Consider the following 24,416-nt stretch of genomic DNA (forward strand, 5'->3'; position numbering starts at 1 on the left):
TGAATCGGTTCTAAGCCGATCCCTCAGGAGAAAACCAGATGAGCATAGTTCGGACAGCATTACCTTTGATTCTGCTAACCAGTGTGTTGACTGGTTGCGCAGGTTTGCAGAAAACCGACTGGCCGACCTGTGCGGCGGTCGGTGGTGTCGTCGGTGCCGGTCTCGGCGCAACCGAAAGTTCGGCATGGGCCGGCTACGGTGCGTTGCTGGTCGGTGGCACGGCAGCGGCCTATTGCTGGGTTCACGGCGATGGCGACGAAGACGGCGATGGCGTGCCGGACAGTCGCGACAAGTGCCCGGGCACGCCTAAAGGCGTACAGGTCGACGCTGACGGTTGCCCTCCACCAGCGCCTGCACCCGTGGTCGAAGAAGCTGTAGTGGTCAAGGAAGAAACCATTGTTATCCGTGATGTGCACTTCCAGTTCGACAAAGCCACGCTGACCGGCCCTGACAAGCAAGTGCTCGACAAGGTCGCCACCCGCCTGAAACAGGAATCCTCGACGGCGCAACTGACTGTGACCGGTCACACCGACAGCGTGGGCAGCGATGCCTACAACAAGAAACTGTCGGATCGTCGTGCGCACTCGGTGGTGGAGTACCTGATCCAGCAGGGTGTGCCACGCGCCAGCTTCGTTTCGGTGTCCGGCATGGGTGAAAGCCAACCAGTGGCCGATAACAAAACCGCTGACGGTCGCGCACAAAACCGTCGTACCGAAATCAAAATCCAGCGTTAAGCCCCTCTCGCATCCGCGGCTTGTGCAGTCGCGGATGCGGGTCTTTACTCCTGTGTAACCGGTATGGGCCGGTGACACAGGAGCTTTCACAATGACTGTTTTCTCAAGGTCCGTCTTGCCGGTGCTGCTGCTAGGCAGCTTGCTCACCGGTTGCGCCACCCACAGCGATGGCACTGCACCCCTCAATCAACGTACGTGGCCGATCTGCAGCCTTATCGGCGGGCTGGTCGGTGGCGGTCTCGGCGCCATTGAAAGTGGCGGCTGGGCCGGCGGCGGCGCAGCGCTGGGGATTCTTACCGGCGGACTGATCTGTTACGCCCAGGACGGCGATGAAGACGGCGACGGTGTATTCGACCGCCGCGACCGTTGCCCGGACACCCCGGAAAATACCCCGGTCGATCACCGTGGTTGCCCGTTGCCGCAATACCCGGTCACGGAAAAAGTGCCGGAGCCTGCACCGCAAACTGAAGTCATCACCCTCAGCGATGCCGGCAACGTGCTGTTCGATTTCGACAAATCCGACCTGACCCCGGCGGCGAAATCCCAGCTCGATACGCTGATGGACAAACTGCGCAATGCCGACGTGGTGAGCATCAAGGTCATTGGTCACACCGACAGCAAAGGTTCGGATGCGTACAACCAGGCCTTGTCGGAAAGGCGTGCAAGCAGTGTCGCCACGTATCTGCTGAGCCAAGGGCTGGCGCCCAACAAACTCACCAGTGAAGGGCGCGGTGAAAGCGAGCCGGTTGCCGATAACGCCACCGATGAAGGTCGTGCGCAGAACCGGCGTGTGGAGTTGCACATCAATCGTTAGGACGCGTCTGTAGGGCGCAGCCTAGAGCTGCCGGGCGACGATCAGCGTCGTTTCGGCAGCCATTTGGCAGACGATCGAAGTTTTTTCATTTTCCCCTCTGGCTTATCCCCCGCAGAAGCCGTTACTGTGCGCCCAAAGAATAATTCGCAACACGGGGGAGCGTATGAAAGTGTTCTGGGGGCTGGGGCGATTGTTGACCCTGCTGTTCTGCTGCGTGGTACTGGCCAATCAGTTGGTGCCGTTCGTACATCCGTTGCATCTGCTGGTCAATCTGGCCGGCGGTCTGTTGTTGCTGATTCATCTATTCGAAGTGCTGCTGTGCAATCGCAGCCTCCAAGGTCGCCCGCACCCTTGGCGTGACCGTGGCCGCATCCTGCTGTTCGGCGTATTTCACCTGCAAACCATCCCGGCCCCGGCCGCTCCGGAGGCTTCTTCCCATGCGTAAACTCTGCTTGCTCGCTGCATTCATCAGCCCATTGGCCTGTGCCCAGGTGGTCAGCGTTGAAACCAATTCGCTGATGCGTTTGCCCAATACCGCCAGCACCTTGCAGCTGGAAAAACTCGAAGTGGCCGATTACGGCACGCTGTTGATTCCGGCGAACGTGACCGAGTTGAGTGTCGGTGAACTACGTCTTGGCCATGAAGCACGCATCGCGATCGTTCCGGGCGAGAACGCTTTGGACATGAAGGTCGTTCGCGCAGAGCTGAGCGATGGCAGCCAGATCACCGCGCGCGGGGCGCCGGGGACGTATGAAAAAGCTGCCCGTGCCGGACGTAATCTGAATCTGCAATTCAAGGCGTTGAGCGCGCCGCAGCTGTTGGTCGATGCCCGTGGCGGCACCGGTGCGCCGGGCTTTGTCGGCCTTGACGGCGGTAACGGCGAAGACCCGGGCTGCACTTATGGTTCGGCCGGGCATGGTTTTGATGGCAGCAACGGCAGTGATGGCCAACCGGGCGCTCCGGGTGCGCTGGTGCGGCTGGAAGTGCCGCGCGAGTTTCCGGCTGAGCTGATCAAGGTCAATGTCGCGGGCGGTGCGGGCGGACCAGCCGGTGTTGGCGGCAAGGCAGGCAAGGGCGGCAAGTCCAAGGGCTGCCTTGTGTATCGCGCCGATGGTGGCAAGAACGGCAAGGCCGGGGCGGATGGCCAGCCTGGGCCGGTGGGGGCGGCGGGTGCTGTGACCGTGCAGCGCCTGTAAAGGCAGACCCTCACCCCAGCCCTCCCGAAACGTCGGACCGCCCGTAGGGAGAGGGGGCCGACCGAGGTGACTCAGGCTATCCATCGACCTGAAAAACCGTGTCGATTATGGATTCAAAGCTAATCCTTCAGGTCGGCGTAACTCTTCAATATCCCCCATTCAGTCCCCTCTCCCTACGGGCGGTCCGACGTTTCGGGAGGGTTAGGGTGAGGGGCTTTTGATCTCAGTCCCCAATTTCAGAATATCGGCCGAGCCGCGGCAATCGCCACCAGCACCAGCCCGACAATCAGATTAAGCCCCACCACCCGGCGAATTCGCCCCAGCACCGCCGCACCCGCCGGCCAGTCCTTCGCCTCCACCACCGTACGCAGTTCAGGCAACATCAACCCCTGAATGCGGATAAACAGCGCCGTCATCACCACATACAAGCCCATCATCACCTGCACATACTTCGGCGCGGTCTCAAACCCGACCTGCTGCAAATGCAACATGCCCACGCCGCTGATGGGCAAAAGAATCACCGCGACCCAGACCCACCGAAAAAAACCTTGAAACACTTCCACCCACAAGGTGAGGCGGGCTGGGCCGTCGAGGGCCTTCACAGCCGCGGGGCGCAGGACCATCCAAGCAAAAAACATGCCGCCGACCCACACCAGGGCGGACAGCACATGCAGGGGGTAAACGAGGCTAAAAGGTGTCATTGGGGCACTCCGTTCTGCGCGGGATTAATTAGCGGGGTATGATAGCCGCCATCCGAAACCACTGAAAATTTATCCAGCGTTTTTTGCGCCCGACAATCCATGATCAGTACTGAACTCAAAACCACGATCCAGGGCGCCTATTCGCGTTTTCTAGAGGCCAAGAGCCTCAAACCGCGTTACGGCCAGCGCCTGATGATCGCTGAAATCGCCAAAGTCCTCGGGGATATCGACACCGACGACGAAGGCCGGCGCAGTGGCGACCCCGCGATTGTCGCGGTGGAAGCCGGCACCGGTACCGGCAAGACAGTGGCCTACAGCCTGGCCGCGATCCCCACCGCCAAACTGGCCGGCAAACGCTTGGTCATCGCCACTGCGACCGTGGCCCTGCAAGAGCAGATCGTCTACAAGGACTTGCCCGACCTGATGCGCAACAGCGGGCTGAACTTCAGCTTCGCTCTGGCCAAGGGCCGTGGCCGCTACATGTGCCTGTCCAAGCTCGACATGCTCTTGCAGGAAGGCCACGCGCAAACCGCCACCGCGCAGCTGTTCGAAGAAGAGGGCTTCAAGATCGAGGTTGATGAGGCCAGTCAAAAGCTGTTCACCAGCATGATCGAGAAACTCGCCGGCAATAAGTGGGACGGCGACCGTGACAGCTGGCCGAATGCGCTGGAAGACGCTGACTGGGCGCGCCTGACCACCGATCACAGCCAGTGCACCAACCGCCATTGCCCGAACTTCGGCCAGTGCGCCTTCTACAAGGCTCGCGAAGGCATGGGCAAGGTCGACGTGATCGTCACCAACCACGACATGGTCCTGGCTGACCTGGCACTGGGCGGCGGCGCGGTGTTGCCGGATCCGCGCGACACCATTTACGTGTTCGACGAAGGCCATCACCTGCCGGACAAGGCCATCGGCCACTTCGCCCATTACACGCGCCTGCGTTCCACCGCCGACTGGCTGGAAACCACCGCGAAGAACCTGACCAAACTGCTGGCCCAGCATCCGCTGCCGGGCGATCTTGGCAAATTGATCGAACAAGTGCCGGAACTGGCGCGTGAGATCAAGGCTCAGCAACAGTTCATGTTCAGCGCCTGTGAGCAGGTCGCCGATTTCAAACCCGGCGAAGACGTCGAGGGTCGCGAACGGCCACGGCATCGCTTCGTCGCCGGGGTGATTCCCGAGCACATGCGCGAAATGGGCATCGAGCTGAAAAAAGGCTTTGCCCGTCTCAACGATCTGTTCACCCGTCTGACCGACCTGCTTAAGGAAGGCATGGACGGCGAGGTCAACATCGGCATCGCCAGCAATCAGGCTGAGGAATGGTATCCGCTGTTCGGCAGCCTGTTGTCGCGAGCCTCCGGCAACTGGGAGCTGTGGACTGCGTTCACCGCCGAAGACCCGGAAGACAGCCCGCCGATGGCGCGTTGGCTGACCCTGGCCGAAAGCGGTTCGCTGTTCGATATCGAGGTCAATGCCAGCCCGATCCTGGCGGCGGAAACCTTGCGCCGCAGCTTGTGGAACGTGGCTTACGGCTGCCTGGTGACCTCGGCGACCCTCACGGCGCTGGGCACTTTCGACCGCTTCCGCATGCGCGCCGGTCTGCCGAAAAAGGCCGTCACTGCTGTGGTGCCGAGCCCGTTCCATCACGCCGACGCCGGGGTATTGCGGGTGCCGGACCTGAAGGCCGATCCACGCGATGCCGCCGCACACACGGCAGCGATCATCCGTGAGTTGCCCGATCTGGTCGAAGGCTCGCGCGGCACCTTGGTGTTGTTCTCCTCGCGCAAACAGATGCAGGACGTGTTCGACGGTCTCGACCGCGACTGGCGCAAGCAAGTGTTCATTCAAGGCAACCTGTCGAAACAGGAAACCCTGAACAAGCACAAGGCGCGGGTCGATGGCGGTGATTCCAGCGTGCTGTTCGGTCTGGCCAGTTTCGCTGAAGGTGTCGACTTGCCGGGTGCGTACTGTGAACACGTGGTAATCGCCAAGATCCCGTTCTCGGTCCCGGACGATCCGGTTGAAGCGGCGTTGTCGGAATGGATCGAGGCCCGTGGCGGCAATCCGTTCATGGAAATCTCCGTGCCCGACGCTTCGCTGAAGCTGGTTCAGGCTTGCGGGCGTCTGCTGCGCACCGAAGAAGACCGCGGCACCATCACCTTGCTCGATCGGCGCCTGGTCACCCAGCGCTATGGCAAGGCGATCCTCAATGCGTTGCCTCCTTTCCGTCGTGAAATATCCTGAGACAACGGTGGGCAGTTTTGCCCGCCGTGTTGTCTATCTCTCTGCCATCGCTTTTCCATTGGCCATTGTTGGTCGTTAGGGAGAACTCCGTTCTTATGATCCGCCGTTCGTTGCCTGCCGTATTTGCCTTGATCTTCGCTGCCCCGTTGCTGGCAGCGCCCGCCGGTCAGCAGACCCTGTTCAACTTTGTCCGTCCTGCCGACGTGGTGAAAATCGCCACTGAAAACGCTGATCTGCCGCAAGCCAACGCCGAGCAAACGCCTGAGGGCGAAGTGCTGCGCCGGGTGACGTTCAACCCGGTGGCGCGCCCGACCTTGCGTCTGACGCCGCAGACCGGCGCTTGGGACTGGTCGCAGTCGGGCATGATGACCCTGCGATTGCAGAGCGCAATGGACTGGGCGGTGACGGTCTACGTACAGATCCAGAGCAACGACGGCCGCACCCTGGTCAGCCGCGTCGACCTGCCGGCCGGGCCTGCGCAAACCCTGTTGGTGCCGCTGGTCGCGTCGACACCGCTGAGTCAAGGCATGAAAGCCGGGCCGCCGATGCCGATGACGGTCGATGGTCAACGGATACTGCTCGCCAGCAGCAGCGGTGAGATCGACCGCAGCCAAGTGGTCTCGGTGAGCCTGTCGATGGATCAGCCGAAAGTCGCACAGAGTTTGCTGCTGGAGCGTTTCGGTGTGCAGGACGGCGAATCGGTCACCCAGGCCGTTTACGGCAATCTGGTCGACGCCTACGGGCAATCGACGCGTAGCAAGTGGCCGGAAAAGATCAGCAACGACGAACAACTGAAATCCGCCGCCGCCAAGGAACAGCAACAACTGAAAATCTGGCTGGCCGAGCGTGAGAAGTCCTCGCTGGACAAATTTGGTGGCTGGAACAAAGGCCCGGCGTTCAAGGCCAGCGGTTTCTTCCGTACTGAAAAGCGTGATGGCCGCTGGTATCTGGTCACGCCTGAAGGTCATCCGTTTTACTCGCTGGGCGTGAACACCGTCAGCCCGCAGGTCAACCAGACCTACGTGGCCGGTCGTGAGTACATGTTTGAATCCCTGCCTAAACCTGATGAACCGTTGGCCAAGCATTTTGGCGAGGGTGACAACCGTGGCGGCAACGGTGTTGATCAGGGCCGGGGATACGGCAACGGGCGCTGGTACGACTTCTATGGCGCCAACCTGCAGCGCGTGTACGGTGAACCGTGCAAAGCCGACAGTGAGAGCAAGTCCGGAGTCGCCGAAGCGGCCAGGTCTGCCGCCGCTGAAACGGCCGCCGAGAAAGCCGCAGAACCTGTGTCTGTGGCTGCCGAGCCGAAGTCCGGCGTCGCTGAGGCAGCCAAAACTGAAACCGTACAAGCGACAGCGGAAAAGGCTGCTGAGCCGTGCAAGGCCACCATCGATGAGCAACAGTGGGCCAGCCACACGCTCGATCGCCTGCAAGCCTGGGGCTTCAACACGGTAGGTAACTGGAGTGCCGATTCGCTAAGTGATGCCGAGCGTGTGCCTTACACCTTGCCGCTGTCGATCGTCGGTGACTACACCAGCATCAGCACCGGCAGCGACTGGTGGGGTGGTATGCCGGATCCGTTTGATCCGCGTTTCGCCATGGCCACCGAGCGCGCCGTCGCCATCGCCGCCCGCGATCACCGCGACGATCCGTGGCTGATCGGCTACTACGCCGACAACGAACTGGCGTGGGCCGGTCCCGGCGATGATCCGAAATCCCGCTATGCGCTGGCTTATGGCACCCTGAAGATGACCACCGACGTACCGGCCAAACGTGCGTTCCTCAAGCAATTGCGCGACAAGTACCGCAATCAGGCGGGGCTGTCGAAGGCGTGGGGCATCGATCTGCCGGCGTGGGAATTGATGGAAGACCCGGGTTTCGTGCCACCGCTGCCGAATCCCGAGCATCCGGAAATCGAGGCGGACTTCAAATATTTCCAGAAAGTCTTCGCCGACACCTACTTCAAAACCATTTCCGACTCGCTGAAATGGCATGCGCCGAACCAGTTGCTGCTTGGCGGTCGCTTCGCCATCAGCACGCCGGAAGCCGTGGCGTCCTGCGCGCAGTATTGCGATGTCCTGAGCTTCAACATGTACACGCTGAAACCGCAGGACGGTTATGACTTTGCCGCCCTGGGCGCTTTGGACAAACCGGTAATGATCACCGAATTCAACTTTGGCTCAGCGGATCGTGGCCCGTTCTGGGGCGGCGTCACGCAAGTGGCAAGGGAAGAAGATCGCGGCCCGGCCTACGCCAACTTCCTCAAACAAGCGCTGAGTGAACCGTCGATTGTTGGCGTGCATTGGTTCCAGTATCTGGACCAACCGGTAACCGGCCGTCTGCTTGATGGTGAGAATGGCCACTTCGGTCTGGTGGGAGTGACTGATCTGCCGTATCAGGGTTTTGTCGAGTCAGTGCGCAAGAGCAATTTGCAGGCGATTGATCAGTTGGGCAAAGAGGCTGAGAAAGCCCCTGAGCACGAAGCCGAAGGCGGCAGGAAAGGTGAGGCTGGCAAAGGTGCGGGAGCGGGGCACGCGGGTGGGCACTCGGGGAATGGTCATTAATCTGTGATGCGCTAAAAGATCGCAGCCTGCGATCTTTTGACTTGGCTTTTAACCGTCTGGCCCGCAGCTGTTCCCAAATCCCTCGAGGGCTGGAACAATGCGGGCCACTTTGTAGAGCGTTTTCGCGGGGGAGTTGCGGGTGCAGATTCAGGGACATTACGAGCTTCAGTTCGAAGCGGTGCGCGAAGCTTTCGCCGCACTGTTCGACGATCCCCAGGAACGCGGCGCAGCCCTGTGCATCAAGGTCGGTGGAGAAACCGTTCTCGACCTCTGGTCCGGCACTGCCGACAAGGATGGCACTGAGGCCTGGCACAGCGACACCATCGCCAACCTGTTCTCCTGCACCAAAACCTTCACTGCCGTCACCGCGCTGCAACTGGTCGGCGAAGGCAAGTTGCAATTGGATGTTCCGGTCGCCCGCTACTGGCCGGAATTCGCCGCTGCCGGCAAAGAATCCATCACCCTGCGCCAATTGCTCTGCCACCAGGCCGGTCTGCCGGCCCTGCGCGAGCTGCTGGCGCCGGAAGCGCTCTACGACTGGCAAACCATGGTCGACGCCCTTGCGGCAGAAGCGCCATGGTGGACGCCGGGCACCGGTCACGGTTATGCCGCGATCACTTATGGCTGGCTGATCGGTGAATTGCTGCGCCGTGCTGACGGTCGTGGGCCGGGTGAATCGATCGTCGCTCGTGTCGCCAAACCGTTGGGTCTGGATTTTCACGTCGGTCTGGCTGACGAAGAATTCCACCGGGTGGCGCATATCGCTCGCGGCAAGGGCAATGCTGGTGATGCTGCCGCGCAACGTCTGCTGCAAGTGACCATGCGCGAACCGACTGCCATGACCACCCGTGCTTTTACCAATCCGCCGTCGGTGCTGACCAGCACCAACAAACCTGAGTGGCGACGCATGCAGCAACCGGCGGCCAATGGCCACGGGAATGCGCGCAGTCTGGCCGGTTTCTACGCTGGGTTGCTCGACGGCAGCCTGCTCGAAAGCGACATGCTCGAAGAGCTGACCCGCGAACACAGCCTCGGCGAAGACAAGACTTTGTTGACCCAGACCCGTTTCGGTCTGGGCTGCATGCTTGATCAACCGGATGTGCCCAACGCCACTTACGGCCTTGGCCCACGGGCGTTCGGCCATCCGGGCGCGGGCGGTTCCATCGGTTTTGCTGACCCCGAGCATGATGTCGCGTTTGGTTTTGTGACAAATACCCTTGGGCCGTACGTCTTGATGGATCCGCGCGCGCAAAAGCTCGCGCGGGTGCTTGCCACTTGTCTGTAAAGTTCCATTCGGGATTCCAGGGCCGGAACCTCGAACGTTTTTTCGTTTCAAAGCGACTGTTTATCCGGGCGAAAGTGCTCTGATTTTTCATTACTTCATTTTGTGGATTTTCAATGTCATCTAAAAAGACCCTCGCCCTGGCCCTGTGTGTAGCGATCACCGGTTGTGCACAGACCCCGAAAAACGATGCGGACGGCGGCAGTTGGTGGCCGTTCGGTTCTTCCGACAAGGTGGCGGCCAAAGAACCCGCTCCGGCGCCTTTGAAACCGGCTGCTACCGCACCGGTTGCCAAATCTGAAAGCAGCAGCCCATGGTACTGGCCGTTCGGTTCCGATGACGAAGCGGCCAAGGCCGACATGAAGGCTGAAGTCGCCCCCGAAGCAAAAAAACCGGTCACCGTGGCCAAAGCTGAAGCCGATGCAGGTGGCAAATGGTGGTGGCCGTTCGGCGGCAAGGATCAACCCACCACCAAAGCCGTGCCGATGCCGGATCCGAAAGTGACCCAAGCCTGGCTCGACGACTACGAGCCGCGCCTGCGTGAAGCGGTCAAGGACAGCAATCTGCAACTCGAACGCCGTGAAAACGTGCTGGTCGTGACCGCGCCGGTGGAAGGCTCGTTCAACCCGGATCGTCCAGCCATGTTGCTGCCGGTCACCCTCGGCCCGTTCACCCGCGTGGCGAAAATCCTTGAAGCCGACCCGAAAACTGCCGTGCTGGTCCTTGGCCACAGCGATTCCAGTGGTGCCGCGCCTGCCAATATCAAACTGAGCCAGGAGCGTGCCCAGGCCATCGCCGCAATCTTCCGTCTCAGCGGCCTGCAGCGTGATCGCCTGATGCTGCGTGGCATGGGTTCCGAAGCACCGCGTGCGGCCAACGACAGTGTTGAAGGTCGTGCGTTGAATCGTCGTGTTGAACTGCTGGTGACCCCGCAGAACACCATGGTTGCCTTGCTGAGCAAGTACAACATGCCGGCACCGAAGCCAGTGACCCTGGTCGCGGCACAGGACGTCAAGCCAGTCGCCAAACCGGTCACTCCGGCTCCTGCCGCGAAAAAAGCCGCTGTACCGGCAACCAAAAAGGCTCCGGTAAAAAAAGCGGCTGCCAAGGCACCGGCCAAAAAAGCCCCGGCCAAGGCCCCAGCGAAAAAGACTGCTCCAGCCAAAGCCGCCGCGACCGACAAGAAAGTCGCCGCGACCGATACCACCAAGAAGTGATCCGCTAACGAAAAGGAATGCGCCATGACCCAGGCTCTGGCAGATATGCGTCGTGATTACACCCGGGATGGGCTGACCGAGGCGCAAGCCCCGGCTGAGCCATTTGCGTTGTTTCACCAGTGGTTTGCCGACGCGGTGAAAACCGAACAGCCACCGGTGGAAGCCAACGCTATGACCCTGGCCACGGTCGACAAGGATGGGCGACCGCATTGCCGCATTCTGCTGCTCAAGGGCCTGGACGAGCAGGGCTTCACCTTCTTCACCAACTACGACAGCGCCAAGGGTCAGCATCTGGCGGCCAACCCGTTCGCCGCCATGACTTTCTTCTGGCCAACCCTCGAACGCCAGGTGCGCATCGAAGGGCGGGTGGTGAAGGTCACGCCTGCGGAGTCGGATGCGTATTATCAGGTGCGTCCGCTGGGCAGCCGTCTCGGTGCCTGGGCATCACCACAGAGCCGGGTGATCAACGGGCGCGGTGAACTGGAAGATTTGCTCGAGGCCACCGAGCAGCGTTTCTCCGACACTCAACCCGACTGTCCGGAACACTGGGGTGGTTACCGTTTGTTGCCTGAGCGCATCGAATTCTGGCAAGGCCGTCCGAGCCGTCTGCACGATCGCCTCAACTACCGTGTGCAGGGCGCCGACTGGATTCTTGAACGTCTGGCACCCTGAGCAGTCTACCGAGCGGGATAGCCTGCCGCAGCGGCCTCCAGCCACTTCGGCAGATCCCGGCGCTTGATCTTCTGCATCTGAGCATTCGCTAACTGTTCGAGCATGAAGGCACGTTTTCCTTCATCCTTGCCCGCCAGTGACAGCGCCAGGTCGCGATCCATCCAGCGCTTGATCCGCACGTACAACCACCAATGGAAGTACAAACCAGCGGCAGTGGTGACGACGATGATGAAGTAATCCATGAAAATCCTTGGTGTCCGTGGCGCGGAATCGGTAATTTGGCGCTACTGTTGGGAAACCTTGCAGGCGTCTGTACCGCGCCTGAATGAAAGCCAATTTATCCGGGCGGCGTCGTGACAGGCGTCAAGCCACGGAGTTTAATGAATATATGTTCCTTTGGAGTTGATGCTATGCGTAAGTCTGTTCTGCTGGTTGCTTCCTTTTCCACGATGGCGATGTTGCTTACCGGCTGCCAATCGAGCCTGACCGGTGACTCCTACTCCCGTGACGAAGCGCGTCGTGTGCAGACGATTCGCATGGGTACCATCGAATCCCTGCGTCCGGTGAAAATCGAAGGCACCAAGACCCCGATCGGCGGCGCTGCAGGCGCGGTGGTCGGCGGCGTCGGCGGCAGCGCGATCGGCGGCGGCAAGGGCAGCATCGTTGCTGCGGTTATCGGTGCGGTGGCGGGCGGTCTGATCGGTTCGGCGACTGAAGAAGGCCTGACCCGTACCCAAGGTGTGGAAATCACCGTGCGTGAAGACGATGGCAGCATGCGTGCCTATGTGCAGCAGGTGCAGGAGAACGAAGTGTTCCGCGTTGGCGAGCGCGTGCGCATCTCCACCGTTGGTGGGACCAGCCGCGTTTCGCACTAAGCGGAATTCAGGGTAAAGAAAACCCCGATCAGGTGACTGGTCGGGGTTTTTTGTTTTTTGCTTCCAATTCGGTAAGTCAGTAATCAGCACAGGTGCCCATGAAAAACTCCAAACCCTTCGGGAGGCTAACTTTGAGAAGAGTTTTCAGCGCAGTGACTTGATCTGTAGTCAATAGCAGCTCTCCGGGTTCCAATTCATTCAGGGGCTTAGACTCAATGAACTGTGCAACTTTTTCGTTCATCTCGCTATCTTGGATATACAGCTCGAATTGCAAAGAGTCATCTTGAACGTCATCAGGGTAAAAGCCGGTTATCGAAAGGTAGCGCATAAAGTTTCAATAGCCTGTTTGTCGGTATTAACTGTAGTCAAACGAAATTTGATAGTCGTTGGCACTCAGAATGATTTGATGTTGAAAGTACGGCTGAATGGTCGCACCCCACTTCTCGACGACGTTGAAGCTGCCATTATTGATGTTGCCCTCCACCGGAATGCCCAAGGCATTCAGTACTGATTCATCATCCCCCAGATCTTTTGACGACTCCTCGCCCTGCAATTGCAGGGTTGCTGTGTCGTACCATTCCAGTCTCAGTTCTAGCCCCATCTCTTCCTCACAGATATCTTTTTTTGATATTTTTTCGGGTGTTGAATGGGTGCCTACCAGTTGTTGCGGTATACGAACGATATCTGATAGTCGTAAGACGAATATTGAATGAAGTGCTGGAAGTACGGTTGAAGAATCTTTAACCAATCGGATTTAACATTAAATCCGCCATTATTTATGTTTCTGGCAGGCGACAGGCCTAACGCTTCAATTAGTGAGCAGTCCTCACCAAAATCTTTCGACAGCTCCTCTCCTTCACCCAGTTCGGTTTGCTTGTCATACCATTCAAGCCTGGCCTTCAGTCCCATGTAATCCTCATAAATATTTTTTGATATTTCGTTTCTTTTTGGGCGGATCTATCTGTTCGCCGGTCCTATGGTCGAAAGAGCCTAAATGGCTGCCATCGCTTGCGCGGTATGCCTCAAGTTCACCGTGCAGATAGTCCCATTCGTAGATTATCCGGCCTTTCGCGTTGATCCAGCGATCCCGAAGCCCTCCGTTGTATGGTGTTTTCTTTTTTGCTCTTCTCAAATCAGGAAAGGCTGTTATATCCACCGTTTCAGGAGCTGGGTGATAGGTATGACCCTCTTCGGCGGTACCTTTCGCAGCGCTGACAACAATGTAAATCGGTTTTACTCCCGACCCCACCGGAAAAACCAGAATGAAATCCCGGTACTCCGGCGGATAAACCGGATTCACCAGCATCCCATCCGCCGCTTTCGTCGGCGGATAAACCCAGATGTGCGGTGCCTGCGGTGCAGCCTCCAGCGCAGGAATGCCGAGGATGTCCGAGCCATTCACAGCCGGCGTCCAGATCAGTTCTACGCCTTCTCCCAAGTCAGCAATGAACTGGCTGTCGCGCAACTTGAACTGCACGACATCAACCATTTCCCAATCGCGATTCTTGCCGGTGTAGAAGCCATAGCCCTTCAGGCTGCCGTCGGCCTGCTGTTCGACCCTCAGCCGAACACGCGTTCGCGCCTGTTCAAGTCCACGCAGTTGCTCGTCGGTATAGAGTGCGCTGTCACCAAGGTTCGAGGGCATGAGCAGCGCTACCAGGGTCACCAATGGCGTGACCACTGCGGTGGATATAACTGTGGGCAGTGCTTTGAAAGCCGAACCCGTCAACGCAAAACTGCCGAAGCCTGCCGGGATGGCCGTTGCGCCGATTTTCTTGAGAGGCACTGCGCCGCTTTCATCGGCTTCACGCGCGCCCAGCAGAATCAGATCGCCGTAATCCTTCAGGCTGTCGGTCGGCACCATCCCCGAAGGACTGGAGTAATCGATAATCGCATCCGGCAATTTGCAGGACTTGGCAAATACGCAACCGGCACGCACGGGCTCGGCTTTCTTGACCGCCACCTCACGGCTGCGCTCGAAAGCCTCCTGCCGTGCCAGCATGGTGTCGTAAGCGTTTTGTCTGGCGTCGCGCTCGGCCAATTCCGTGGCCGTCATGTAGCGGTAGGTAACGTGATGCCCGTCGCCTTGCGGTGGGTTTTGAACCCGGGGGATGTCCTTGTTGCCAGCCACTGATCGTCCTTTCGTTCATCCATCGACAGCCCTTCGCAAAGGGCTGCGCAACGTTAACGAAGCAGGAAAATGGTGGCTGTAGGACGCGTCTCTAAAGACGTGGGATTGTTCGCTGTGTAACAGGAACGCAGGAAACTTGTGGCGAGGGAGCTTGCTCCCTCGCCAAAGAGGTTATATCGCTTGGGAGTTCTTGCGACTCGCCGCCGCCGTCACCGCATAACCAATCAACGCCGCCAGAATCGACCCGGTCAAAATTCCCATCCGGTCCATCCCGGCGTAATCACTCACACCCGGCTCAAACGCCAGTGAACCGACAAACAGGCTCATGGTGAAGCCGATGCCGCACAGGATCGCCACGCCCAGCACCTGACCCCAGTTGGCGCCTTGGGGCAGGGTGGCGATGCCAATCTTCACGGCCAGCCATGTCAGGCCGAATACACCGACGGTCTTGCCCAGCAGCAGGCCTACCGCAATGCCCATTGGCACGTGGTGAGTGAAGCTTTCGACGGTTACACCGCTCAGTGAAAGGCCGGCGTTGGCGAAGGCGAACAGCGGCAGGATGCCGTAGGCCACCCATGGGTGCAGCGCATGTTCGAGGGTCAGCAACGGCGACGGCTCGGCGTTTTTCGTGCGCAATGGAATGCAGAAGGCCAACGTCACACCCGCCAGCGTGGCGTGCACACCGCTTTTGAGTACACAGACCCAGAGGATCAAGCCGATGATCATGTACGGCCCAAGCTTGACCACCCCGAGCCGGTTCATCGCCACCAGCGCCGCGATGCACGCTGCTGCAAGACCCAGCGACAGGGTCGACAGTTCGCCTGAGTAGAAGATCGCGATGATCACGATGGCGCCGAGGTCATCGATGATCGCCAGGGTCATCAGGAACAGTTTCAGCGACACCGGTACGCGCTTGCCGAGCAGGGCCAGCACGCCGAGGGCGAAGGCGATGTCGGTCGCGGTCGGGATCGCCCAGCCGTCGAGGGCTGCCGGGTTGTCGCGATTGAGGAACCAGTAGATCAGCGCTGGCACCAGCATGCCACCGATCGCTGCGGCGCCGGGCAGGACGATCTGCGACGGTTTCGATAGCTGACCATCGAGGACTTCGCGCTTCACTTCCAGGCCGATGAGCAGGAAGAACATCGCCATCAGACCGTCATTGATCCACAGCAGCAGGGGTTTAGCGATTTTCAACGCACCGATCTGCGCCACCACCGGGGTGTCGAGCAGGCCGGTGTACAGCCACGACAGCGGCGAGTTGTTGATAATCAGGGCCAGGATGGCCGCGGCGATCAATAACAGACCGCTGGCAGCTTCCAACTGAAAGAAACGCGTGAAAGTGCTACGCAGAGGCAAGGTCGCTCTCCATCGATAAAGTCAAAAGGTGGGACACCCTAACCCGTACTGTTAGTTGTTAAAACAAAAGTTATATTCTTTTTTGTTATATGTCGTTACAAGGTGTCTGGCTCAAGCCATGCTGAGCCTAGCAGTTGCCTGACATATTGAGACTCAGCTGTATCTGTGCGCACTATAGGATTTTTCCTAAGCTGATGAGTGAGCCTTTCTAACAGCTTCATCTCCTGCCGATTCAACGAGAACCATCACCATGAGCGACAACCGACAGTGGGCCCGCGAAGCCATCCGCATCATCGAGGCGGATTTTCAGCGCAGCGCCGACACCCACCTGATCCCTTTGCCGCTGCCGGGTTTTGCAGGCATCGAGTTGTACTTCAAGGATGAGTCGAGCCATCCGACCGGCAGCCTCAAGCATCGGCTGGCTCGTTCGCTGTTTCTCTATGCATTGTGTAACGGCTGGCTGAAACCTGGCGCGCCGGTGATCGAGGCGTCCAGCGGTTCGACGGCGATTTCCGAAGCGTATTTCGCGCGGATGCTCGGCCTGCCGTTTATTGCGGTGATGCCGGCGACCACGTCCAAAGAGAAGATCGCGCAGATCGCGTTCTACGGTGGCCAAAGTCATCTGGTGAAAGATCCGACGCAGATCTACGCCGAATCCGAGCGCCTGGCCCGCGAACATGGCGGCCACTTCATCGACCAGTTCACCTACGCCGAACGTGCCACTGACTGGCGCGCGAACAACAACATTGCCGAATCGATCTTCCAGCAGATGCGCTATGAGAAGCACCCGGAACCGAGCTGGCTGATTTCCAGCCCCGGCACCGGCGGCACCACCGCGACCCTGGGTCGTTATGTGCGCTATCGCCAGCATTGCACCCGCGTTTTGTGCGCCGATGCCGAGCGTTCGGTGTTCTTCGATTACTACCAAACGGGCGATGCGAGTTTGCGCCTGGACTGCGGTTCGCGCATTGAAGGCATTGGCCGGCCGCGCGTTGAGGCGTCGTTCCTGCCGAAGGTGATCGATGCAATGGTCAAAGTGCCGGATGCCTTGTCGCTGGCGGCCATGCACTATCTGGCGCAGCGTCTGGGACGGCATGTTGGCGGTTCGAGCGGGACCAATCTGATCGGTGCGTTGATGGCGGCGCAGCAGATGAAAGCGGCGGGGGAGTCGGGGTCTATCGTGGCGATTCTGTGCGATGGCGGCGAGCGGTATGCCGACACCTATTACGATCAGGATTGGCTGAAGGCGCAGGGGTATGAGTTGAGTGGGTTGATCGAAGCGGTGGCGGCGAGTGCCGAGCGGGGTGAGCCGCTGCCTGACTCAGTCCTGCGCGCCAATATCTGAAGAAACGCAAAAACCAATGTGGGAGCGAGCCTGCTCGCGAAGGCGTCATCTCATTCAACATCATCATTGACTGAAATAGCGCTTTCGCGAGCAGGCTCGCTCCCACAGGGTTTTGTGTTGAGTCAGCTAATGCTGATCAGGCTTCAAGGCCGAGGATGTCCCGCGCCACGGCTTCAGCAATGCGAATCCCGTCAACACCTGCCGACAGAATCCCGCCCGCATAACCCGCGCCTTCGCCCGCCGGGAACAAGCCCTTCACGTTCATGCTTTGCAGCGTTTCGTTACGGGTAATTCGCAGCGGCGAAGAGGTGCGCGTCTCGATCCCGGTCAACACCGCATCGTGCAGCGAGTAACCGCGAATCTGCTTCTCGAACGCCGGCAACGCTTCGCGGATCGCCTCAATGGCAAAATCCGGCAATGCCAAGGCCAGGTCACCCAGCGCCACGCCCGGTTTGTACGACGGCTCGACTTCGCCCAGTTCGGTCGAAGGAATGTCGTTGATGAAGTCGCCAACCAGTTGCGCCGGGGCTTTGTAATCGCTGCCGCCGAGAATAAAGGCGTGTGATTCCAGACGTTCCTGCAACTCGATCCCGGCCAGCGGGCCACCCGGGTAATCGACTTCCGGGGTGATGCCGACAACGATGCCGGAGTTGGCGTTGCGCTCGTTACGCGAATACTGGCTCATGCCGTTGGTGACCACGCGGTTCGGCTCGGAAGTCGCCGCGACCACTGTGCCGCCCGGGCACATGCAGAAGCTGTAGACCGAACGGCCGTTCTTGGCGTGGTGCACCAGCTTGTAGTCGGCGGCCCCGAGTTTCGGGTGGCCTGCGTACTTGCCCAGGCGCGCACGGTCGATCAGTGACTGCGGGTGCTCGATGCGGAAACCCACCGAAAACGGCTTGGCTTCCATGAACACACCACGGCTGTGGAGCATGCGGAAGGTGTCGCGGGCACTGTGGCCGAGGGCCAGAACCACGTGTTTCGAATGCAGGGTTTCGCCGCTCGCCAGTTGCACGCCGACCAGTTGGCCGTCTTCGATCAGCACGTCGCTGACGCGCTCCTGGAAACGCACTTCGCCGCCCAGTTCGCGGATCTGTTCGCGCATGTTTTCAACCATGCCGGTCAGACGGAACGTACCGATGTGCGGTTTGCTGACGTAGAGGATTTCCTCCGGCGCGCCGGCCTTGACGAATTCGTGCAGGACTTTGCGGCCAAGGAATTTCGGGTCCTTGATCTGGCTGTACAGCTTGCCGTCGGAGAATGTGCCCGCGCCGCCTTCGCCGAACTGCACGTTGGATTCGGGGTTGAGCACGCTTTTACGCCACAGGCCCCAGGTGTCCTTGGTGCGCTGACGGACTTCGGTGCCGCGTTCGAGAATGATCGGCTTGAAGCCCATCTGTGCCAGCAGCAGGCCGGCGAAGATCCCGCACGGACCGAAACCGACGACGATCGGGCGCTGACCCAGATCGCTTGGCGCCTGGCCGACGAATTTGTAGCTGACATCCGGCGCCACGTTGACGTTACGGTCGTCGGCGAACTTGCCCAACACTTTGGCCTCGTCGCGCACTTCGAGGTCGATGGTGTAGATGAAGCAAAGTTCGGAGGACTTTTTGCGCGCATCGTAGCTGCGCTTGAACAAGGTGAAATCGAGCAGATCATCGCTGGCGATGCCCAGGCGTTGCACGATGGCAACGCGCAGGTCTTCTTCGGGATGGTCGATTGGCAGCTTGAGTTCAGTGATTCGTAACATGGCGAGGATCCGGGTTCGCGGGGCGCACAACTGCGCCAGGGCGTTTGAAGGCCGCGATTATAAGCCGCAAAGGCCGGATCCGGTGAGGCTAAAACGCTCAGTCGTTGCGCGATCCGCCGAAATACCCGCAACCGCGCTGCACCTGGCCGTCGATGCGCAGTTCGGCGCTCATGTGCTGCACGCTGCCGGTGCTGCTGTCGACGCATCGCTGCGGCGCGACCCACAACTCGATGCGCTGGTTATTGGCTTCGCTGCTCAGATTGAAGCGGCCGTCGCCCAGTTGTTCTTCAACATAGGGCACCGCGAGTGGCGGCTGGCCTGCGCGGTCGATGACCATGCCTTTGCCGCTGACTTTGACGTTCCATTCCGGGCCATGGCCGGCCGCGCGCAGGATCAGTTGTTTGAAGTTGGGATCATCGCAAGCCGTGCCCGAGCGCTCGACGCGGTACAGCTGAGTCAGGTCGAGTCGATCGCCGGCAACTTTGCCGCGAATATCGGCAAACAGTTTGCCTTGCTCATCAGCCAGCGTTGCCGCTTCTTGCAGAATGCTGGTGCCACCAATGTCATTGACCACCAGTTGACGCTGCTCCTGGCACGGCTGGAACACCAGTTTGCCGTCGGCAGCGGTCAGTTGCCCCTGCATCCGCGTCTGCCCGACGTGCGAGGCACTTTCTCGCTGGCCATCGAGCAACTGGCAAGCGGCAAACAATGGCAGCAGGGCAATAACGACTAACGAACGGGCAACACGCATCTTCGGCTCTCCAGACAAGTGCCGCCACGTTACTGAGGCTGACTGCCGATCACAAGGTTTGTCTGGCCACTATTGAGTTGGGCATGGGGTCGCCGCATAGTCTTGCGCTTGTCTGGTTTGATGGATCGAGGTGCGCTCAATGCAATGGAAGGTCGCGATACTGCTATTGGTAACGTCATGCGCTGGCACCAGCCAGGCTGCCGATCTTGATTTTTCCTCAGCGGCTGATTTCGCAAGGATGGAAATTCTGCTCAGGGATGATCAGGGCGCTCATCCGGACTTTGCTCAGCTTTCCGTTACCCTGACTCCCGAAGCGACCGCCCGGGCCAAGGCAATCAGTCGTGAGGCGCTGGGCCAGCCATTGAACCTGTCGATCAATGGCCAGCACATTTCAACAACTACAGTGCATTCGGAGCTTGGTGGGCTGCTCAGGATCGTGATGCCGCGGCCTGTTGCCAAAAGCCTGTTACCGACTTTGATCGAGTAAATGAAGCTCAGCCCACGTGAAATGTCTGACCTGTCTGCAGGCCTTCCACACTCTTCGCGTAGGCCAGCGCCACATCCGCCGCAGGAACCGGCTTGTAACCACGGAAATACGGGGCGTAGCTGCCCATGGCTTCCAGCAGTACGGTCGGGCTGATCGAGTTCACTCGCAGGCCGCGTGGCAGTTCGATGGCGGCGGCGCGGACGAAGCTGTCCAGTGCACCGTTAACCAGCGCTGCCGAGGCGCCGCTGCGGATCGGATCATGGCTGAGCACGCCAGTGGTAAAAGTGAAGGAGCCGCCGTCATTGGCGAATTCGCGGCCGATCAGCAGCAGATTGACCTGGCCCATCAGTTTGTCTTTAAGCCCGAGGGCGAAGCTGTCTTCAGTCATCTCGCCCAGTGGGGCGAAGGTCACGTTGCCGGCGGCGCACACCAGGGCATCGAACCTGCCAGTTTTTTCGAACAGTTTGCGGATCGATGCGCTGTCGCTGATATCCACCTGCAAGTCACCGCTGGTGCGGCCAATGCGGATGACTTCATGGCGTTGCGACAGTTCTTTGTCCACCGCCGAACCAATGGTGCCGCCAGCGCCTATCAACAGAATCTTCATCGTGCCGTACCTCAAGTGATTGAACGAGGTTTCAGTCTAGAGTGGTTTTTTCTGTGGATAAGCGCGCTAATAGGCAACCTTTGGTTTTCAAATGGAAACAATCCATGAGCGAAATGGATGATCTGGCGGCGTTCGCAGTGTTGATCGAAGCGGGCAGTTTTACCCTGGCGGCGCAGCAGTTGGGCTGCAGCAAGGGTCAGTTGTCCAAACGCATCAGTCAGCTCGAAGCACAGTTTTCCGTGGTGCTGCTGCAACGCACTACCCGGCGCTTGAGCCTGACCGCCGCCGGCGCAGCATTGTTGCCGCAGGCCCAGGCGTTGGTCGTCCAGGTGGAAAGGGCGCGTCAGGCCTTGGCGCGGTTGAAGGACGATATGGCCGGACCGGTGCGCATGACGGTGCCGGTGTCGCTGGGCGAAACCTTCTTCGATGGTCTGCTGTTGGAGTTCTCGCACACATACCCCGAGGTGCAGATCGAGCTGGAGTTGAATAACAGTTACCGCGATTTGTCTCGGGATGGCTTTGATCTGGCAATCCGTAGCGAAGTGGCCAACGACGAGCGACTGGTGGCCAAACCGTTGCTGGCATGGCAGGAAATGACCTGCGCGAGCCCGGCTTACCTCGAACGCTTCGGTGAACCGTTGACGCCGCAGGCATTGGCTGAGCATCGGTGCTTACTCAACAGCCACTACAGCGGGCGTGAGGAATGGCTTTATCACCAGCAGCATGAATTGCTGCGGGTGCGGGTGTCGGGACCGTTTGCCAGCAACCATTACAGCTTGCTCAAGAAAGCCGCGCTTAGCGGCGCCGGTATCGCGCGACTGCCTTCCTACTTGCTGCAAGCGGAATTGGCTGACGGTCGATTGCGCTGGCTCCTGCGCGATTTTCAGACCCGGCGCATGCCGATGTACCTGGTGCATCCGTATCAGGGCGGACTGCCGAAGCGCACGCAAGTACTCGCTGACTATCTGATCGGCTGGTTCAAACGCAGCGGTGAGGCGCTGGATCGCCTTCAGCGCTGACTTCATTCTCCTGTGGGAGCGAGCCTGCTCGCGAAAGCGGTTTCACAGACACTTCATGTGTTGACTGAACTAACGCATTCGCGAGCAGGCTCGCTCCCACAAGGATTTTGTTTATTTTGCGAAATGGCGGGCGATCAGATGATCAATCGACAACTTGCCTGGCCCCGTCGCCATCAGGTACAGCAACACCGCCGCCCAGGTGCCGTGGGTCGGATAGGCATCGGGATACACAAACAGTTGAATGGTCAGGGTCATCCCCAACAGGGCCAACGCCGAAAAACGCGTAGCGAAGCCGATCAGAATCAGCAGCGGAAAAAAGTGCTCGGCGAACGCGGCCATGTGCGCGGCAATCTCTGGCGACAATAACGGCACGTGGTATTCGCTCTTGAACAACGGAATCGTCGAGTCGGCCAGACGTGGCCAGCCGAGTTGAAAAGTGCCGTCAATCAAATCAATGGCCAAACCTTCAACCTTGGTCTGTCCTGATTTCCAGAACACCGCGGCAATCGAGAAACGCGCAATGAACGCGATCAGGCTGTGGGGGATTTTTTCCAGCAGCGCAATGGCGCGGGTGATGAGCGTTTTCATGGCAGTTCCTTGTTATTCAAGTGGGTAATGGCGTTGTGCGCGATCAGCAAGCCAAGGGTTTGCGCGAGGTCGAACTCAGGGCTGTTTTCCGCCGCTTTCAGCAGTGGCTGGCCATCGATCAGGTTGCGGATAAACGTACTGGCGCCGGGATCGAGGGCAAACACTTCGACGTCCAGGCCATTGCGCAATACCAGCGCGTGTTGCCTTTGGTTGATGTCGATGCCCTCCAGTGTCGCGTCGTGTTGATGTGCGCCCCAGATCGCCACCACGGCATAGGTTGAGTCGAGCAGGTGCAGGGAGGGATGAAGGTCGAGGCGCAGCTCACTCAGCGTTTGCGCATCAGTCAGGGCTGCCGTGATTTCTTCTGGCCGGACGGGCAGGGCGTCGGCGGCGTGATAGGCGAGGGTGCGCAGGTGCTCAAGGCGCGCCACGTCGGCCAGATAAGGCACGCTGCCGGCCGGTTCAAACGCTGCAATGAAGTCCGCAAATTGTTCGCCGTAGCAGCTCATCAACCGACTTTGCGGCGGTTGCTGTTGTACGAAAACGGCCGCCATGGCGCGGAAGAATTCTTCGCCCACCAATTGCGCAACCACCGGATAGCTGTCGCCCAACGCATTGCTCAGCGAGCTCTGCACGTTGTTGCGATACACCGCGAAACGGCTCGCCGGATCAGCGCCGTTGGCACTGCACAGACCTTCGGGGCAGGGCAGCCGCGTGTCGATGAGCGCAGCCGCGAAAGCGCGTTGAGTGCTCATGTGCGGCCTCCGGCCTCGCGCAAAAGCGCATCAGCCTGTTGCGCCTCGACCAGCAGCACTGCGAACGCCGGCACTTGATTGTCGCGTTCGATCAATGTCGCCACCGGGCCGGTGCGCTGCAGTGCTTGCCGGTACAAATTCCAGACGGCTTGATCGATCGGCGCGCCGTGATCATCGATCAGCAAACGATCGCCGAGGCTGTCGCTATCTTCGGCAAACCCGGCCAGGTGAATCTCGCCGACCCTGTGCAGGGGCAGGGCATTGAGATACGCCAGCGGATCACGCCGATGGTTCACACAGGAAACGTAGACATTGTTGACGTCGAGCAACAGGCCACAGCCGCAGCGGCGAATGACCTCTGCGATGAAGTCTGCCTCATCGATCGTCGAGCGCTCGAACGCCAGATAGGTTGCCGGATTCTCCAGCAGCATGGGTCGTTGCAGGGTGTTCTGCACCTGATCGATATGTTCGCAGACGCGGTTCAGCGTCGGCGTGTCATAGGCCAGTGGCAGCAGGTCATTGAGAAACACCGGGCCGTGGCTCGACCAGGCCAGATGTTCGGAAAAGGATTGCGGTTGATAGCGCCGAATCAGTTCGGCGAGGCGCTTGAGGTGCTGTTCATCCAGCGGCCCTTCAGCACCGATGGACAAGCCGACACCGTGTAGCGACAGCGGGTACTGCTCGCGGATCAAGCCGAGAAAATGATGAAACGGACCGCCGGCCACCATGTAGTTTTCAGCGTGGACTTCGAAGAAGCCGATGTCCGGTGATGAGCCGAGCACTTCACGAAAGTGCCCGGTCTTGAGTCCCAGCCCGGCACGGGGCGGGAGCCCGGTGAGGGCTGCCTGAGTGCGGGGTTGGGCATGGTCATTGAGGGTGAGCATGATCGTCACTCAGGCAGTTCGCGGATCAGGACTTGGCTTTGAACGCTTCCATCTGACCGAAACCGGTCGGCGAGGTCTTGCTCTCGGTGGTGGCGCAGGTGCCTTTCGGAACGAGTTTCCAGGCGTTGGCCTGGTAGTCCGTTTTCGACGTGCCGGCACAAGTGGTGCCTGCGCCTGCGGCGCAATCGTTGTGACCTTTCATGGCCACGCCGAAGCATTTTTCCATGTCGTCGGCGGCGTGGGCGGTGGAGACGGCGGCGATGCTCAGGGCAGAACCGAGGGCCAGAACCAGGGCAGTGGCGGACAGGGTGCGAGTGGTAGCAGTCATGATGTTTCTCCAGTCTTGTTCAGGGTTTTTACAAGCGGATTGCGCTTGCTTACCCCACTAGAGAACGCTCACTGCGATGCGTTACAGCAACGCTCAAATCTTTTCCAAAAGAA

Annotated in this window: 27 protein-coding genes; 13 read left to right on the forward strand and 14 right to left on the reverse strand. The window is 59.5% G+C overall.

What is annotated here, in order from left to right:
- Window positions 1-38 precede the first annotated feature (38 nt).
- The 4 genes from AB4O11_RS14800 to AB4O11_RS14815 all read left to right on the forward strand — a co-directional run bounded on the left by AB4O11_RS14800 (window position 39) and on the right by AB4O11_RS14815 (window position 2,744).
- A complete protein-coding gene (locus tag AB4O11_RS14800) occupies window positions 39-734 on the forward strand; it encodes an OmpA family protein (RefSeq protein ID WP_093438801.1) in 696 nt (231 codons plus the stop codon).
- 91 nt (window positions 735-825) lie between these two features.
- On the forward strand, window positions 826-1,548 hold the full coding sequence (locus AB4O11_RS14805; protein ID WP_099758177.1) for an OmpA family protein: 723 nt from the start codon (window positions 826-828) through the stop codon (window positions 1,546-1,548).
- A gap of 163 nt (window positions 1,549-1,711) precedes the next feature.
- Window positions 1,712-1,993 (forward strand): DUF1145 domain-containing protein, encoded by a 282-nt coding sequence (locus tag AB4O11_RS14810; RefSeq protein ID WP_093438792.1) that lies wholly within the window; start codon window positions 1,712-1,714, stop codon window positions 1,991-1,993.
- Window positions 1,986-2,744: a hypothetical protein gene (locus AB4O11_RS14815; RefSeq protein WP_099758178.1), complete on the forward strand. Its 759-nt coding sequence runs from the start codon at window positions 1,986-1,988 to the stop codon at window positions 2,742-2,744. Before AB4O11_RS14810 ends, AB4O11_RS14815 begins: the two co-directional genes overlap by 8 nt.
- Window positions 2,745-2,980: 236 nt before the next feature.
- Here the strand turns inward: AB4O11_RS14815 and AB4O11_RS14820 are convergent, their stop codons facing one another.
- On the reverse strand, window positions 2,981-3,445 hold the full coding sequence (locus AB4O11_RS14820) for a CopD family protein (protein WP_093438783.1): 465 nt from the start codon (window positions 3,443-3,445) through the stop codon (window positions 2,981-2,983).
- Window positions 3,446-3,544: 99 nt separating this feature from the next.
- Between AB4O11_RS14820 and dinG the strand changes: the two genes are divergently transcribed.
- The 5 genes from dinG (at window position 3,545) to pdxH (ending at window position 11,427) form a co-directional block, all read left to right on the forward strand.
- A complete protein-coding gene (gene dinG / locus AB4O11_RS14825) occupies window positions 3,545-5,689 on the forward strand; it encodes an ATP-dependent DNA helicase DinG (RefSeq protein ID WP_007918588.1) in 2,145 nt (714 codons plus the stop codon).
- 95 nt (window positions 5,690-5,784) lie between these two features.
- A complete protein-coding gene (locus AB4O11_RS14830; protein ID WP_460127304.1) occupies window positions 5,785-8,256 on the forward strand; it encodes a beta-galactosidase in 2,472 nt (823 codons plus the stop codon).
- A gap of 139 nt (window positions 8,257-8,395) precedes the next feature.
- Window positions 8,396-9,541, forward strand: coding sequence for a serine hydrolase domain-containing protein (locus AB4O11_RS14835; protein ID WP_093438768.1), 1,146 nt, complete (start codon window positions 8,396-8,398; stop codon window positions 9,539-9,541).
- Between the two features lie 113 nt (window positions 9,542-9,654).
- A complete protein-coding gene (locus tag AB4O11_RS14840) occupies window positions 9,655-10,755 on the forward strand; it encodes an OmpA family protein (protein ID WP_099758181.1) in 1,101 nt (366 codons plus the stop codon).
- Between the two features lie 24 nt (window positions 10,756-10,779).
- Window positions 10,780-11,427, forward strand: a complete 648-nt coding sequence (gene pdxH / locus AB4O11_RS14845; RefSeq protein WP_427118823.1) for a pyridoxamine 5'-phosphate oxidase — start codon at window positions 10,780-10,782, stop codon at window positions 11,425-11,427.
- Between the two features lie 5 nt (window positions 11,428-11,432).
- Here the strand turns inward: pdxH and AB4O11_RS14850 are convergent, their stop codons facing one another.
- On the reverse strand, window positions 11,433-11,669 hold the full coding sequence (locus AB4O11_RS14850; RefSeq protein WP_093438753.1) for a hypothetical protein: 237 nt from the start codon (window positions 11,667-11,669) through the stop codon (window positions 11,433-11,435).
- Window positions 11,670-11,837: 168 nt separating this feature from the next.
- Between AB4O11_RS14850 and AB4O11_RS14855 the strand changes: the two genes are divergently transcribed.
- Window positions 11,838-12,302 (forward strand): outer membrane lipoprotein, encoded by a 465-nt coding sequence (locus AB4O11_RS14855; RefSeq protein ID WP_007969461.1) that lies wholly within the window; start codon window positions 11,838-11,840, stop codon window positions 12,300-12,302.
- A 76-nt stretch (window positions 12,303-12,378) separates the two neighbouring features.
- On the opposite strand, the gene AB4O11_RS14860 is transcribed toward AB4O11_RS14855, so the two are convergent.
- From AB4O11_RS14860 to nhaA, 5 genes are all read right to left on the reverse strand, one after another.
- Window positions 12,379-12,630, reverse strand: a complete 252-nt coding sequence (locus AB4O11_RS14860; protein WP_460090050.1) for a pyocin S6 family toxin immunity protein — start codon at window positions 12,628-12,630, stop codon at window positions 12,379-12,381.
- Between the two features lie 27 nt (window positions 12,631-12,657).
- Window positions 12,658-12,903: a colicin E3-like toxin immunity protein gene (locus AB4O11_RS14865; RefSeq protein WP_460090051.1), complete on the reverse strand. Its 246-nt coding sequence runs from the start codon at window positions 12,901-12,903 to the stop codon at window positions 12,658-12,660.
- A 53-nt stretch (window positions 12,904-12,956) separates the two neighbouring features.
- Window positions 12,957-13,211 carry a colicin E3-like toxin immunity protein gene (locus AB4O11_RS14870; protein ID WP_460090052.1) on the reverse strand — a complete coding sequence of 85 codons (255 nt, stop codon included), beginning with the start codon at window positions 13,209-13,211 and terminating at the stop codon, window positions 12,957-12,959.
- 7 nt (window positions 13,212-13,218) lie between these two features.
- Window positions 13,219-14,433: an S-type pyocin domain-containing protein gene (locus AB4O11_RS14875; RefSeq protein ID WP_460127309.1), complete on the reverse strand. Its 1,215-nt coding sequence runs from the start codon at window positions 14,431-14,433 to the stop codon at window positions 13,219-13,221.
- A 171-nt stretch (window positions 14,434-14,604) separates the two neighbouring features.
- Window positions 14,605-15,789, reverse strand: coding sequence for a Na+/H+ antiporter NhaA (gene nhaA, locus AB4O11_RS14880; RefSeq protein WP_116254522.1), 1,185 nt, complete (start codon window positions 15,787-15,789; stop codon window positions 14,605-14,607).
- Window positions 15,790-16,039: 250 nt separating this feature from the next.
- Between nhaA and AB4O11_RS14885 the strand changes: the two genes are divergently transcribed.
- Entirely contained in the window at window positions 16,040-17,134 is a 1,095-nt protein-coding gene (locus AB4O11_RS14885; RefSeq protein ID WP_099758185.1) for a PLP-dependent cysteine synthase family protein, read from the forward strand.
- A 136-nt stretch (window positions 17,135-17,270) separates the two neighbouring features.
- Here the strand turns inward: AB4O11_RS14885 and AB4O11_RS14890 are convergent, their stop codons facing one another.
- Both AB4O11_RS14890 and AB4O11_RS14895 read right to left on the reverse strand, forming a co-directional pair.
- Window positions 17,271-18,884, reverse strand: a complete 1,614-nt coding sequence (locus AB4O11_RS14890) for an NAD(P)/FAD-dependent oxidoreductase (protein WP_099758186.1) — start codon at window positions 18,882-18,884, stop codon at window positions 17,271-17,273.
- A gap of 97 nt (window positions 18,885-18,981) precedes the next feature.
- A complete protein-coding gene (locus tag AB4O11_RS14895; protein ID WP_460127311.1) occupies window positions 18,982-19,635 on the reverse strand; it encodes a COG3650 family protein in 654 nt (217 codons plus the stop codon).
- Window positions 19,636-19,774: 139 nt separating this feature from the next.
- On the opposite strand from AB4O11_RS14895, the gene AB4O11_RS14900 reads away from it, so the two are divergent.
- Window positions 19,775-20,122 carry a hypothetical protein gene (locus tag AB4O11_RS14900; protein WP_257357226.1) on the forward strand — a complete coding sequence of 116 codons (348 nt, stop codon included), beginning with the start codon at window positions 19,775-19,777 and terminating at the stop codon, window positions 20,120-20,122.
- A 7-nt stretch (window positions 20,123-20,129) separates the two neighbouring features.
- On the opposite strand, the gene AB4O11_RS14905 is transcribed toward AB4O11_RS14900, so the two are convergent.
- Window positions 20,130-20,729: a short chain dehydrogenase gene (locus tag AB4O11_RS14905; protein ID WP_093438720.1), complete on the reverse strand. Its 600-nt coding sequence runs from the start codon at window positions 20,727-20,729 to the stop codon at window positions 20,130-20,132.
- Between the two features lie 104 nt (window positions 20,730-20,833).
- Between AB4O11_RS14905 and AB4O11_RS14910 the strand changes: the two genes are divergently transcribed.
- Window positions 20,834-21,748, forward strand: coding sequence for a LysR family transcriptional regulator (locus tag AB4O11_RS14910; protein WP_427118821.1), 915 nt, complete (start codon window positions 20,834-20,836; stop codon window positions 21,746-21,748).
- A gap of 111 nt (window positions 21,749-21,859) precedes the next feature.
- On the opposite strand, the gene AB4O11_RS14915 is transcribed toward AB4O11_RS14910, so the two are convergent.
- From AB4O11_RS14915 to AB4O11_RS14930, 4 genes are read right to left on the reverse strand one after another with little or no spacing between them, the layout of a single operon-like run.
- On the reverse strand, window positions 21,860-22,336 hold the full coding sequence (locus tag AB4O11_RS14915; protein WP_099758192.1) for a DoxX family protein: 477 nt from the start codon (window positions 22,334-22,336) through the stop codon (window positions 21,860-21,862).
- The gene (locus AB4O11_RS14920) at window positions 22,333-23,091 is read right to left on the reverse strand and encodes an HvfC/BufC N-terminal domain-containing protein (protein WP_460127314.1); all 759 of its coding nucleotides are present in this window, start codon (window positions 23,089-23,091) and stop codon (window positions 22,333-22,335) included. The genes AB4O11_RS14915 and AB4O11_RS14920 overlap by 4 nt, the downstream gene beginning before the upstream one ends.
- The gene (gene bufB / locus AB4O11_RS14925; RefSeq protein ID WP_460127316.1) at window positions 23,088-23,975 is read right to left on the reverse strand and encodes an MNIO family bufferin maturase; all 888 of its coding nucleotides are present in this window, start codon (window positions 23,973-23,975) and stop codon (window positions 23,088-23,090) included. Before bufB ends, AB4O11_RS14920 begins: the two co-directional genes overlap by 4 nt.
- A 25-nt stretch (window positions 23,976-24,000) precedes the next feature.
- Window positions 24,001-24,303: a BufA1 family periplasmic bufferin-type metallophore gene (locus tag AB4O11_RS14930; RefSeq protein WP_460090058.1), complete on the reverse strand. Its 303-nt coding sequence runs from the start codon at window positions 24,301-24,303 to the stop codon at window positions 24,001-24,003.
- Window positions 24,304-24,416: the final 113 nt, after the last annotated feature.

The organism is Pseudomonas sp. H1_D05 (assembly GCF_054682705.1).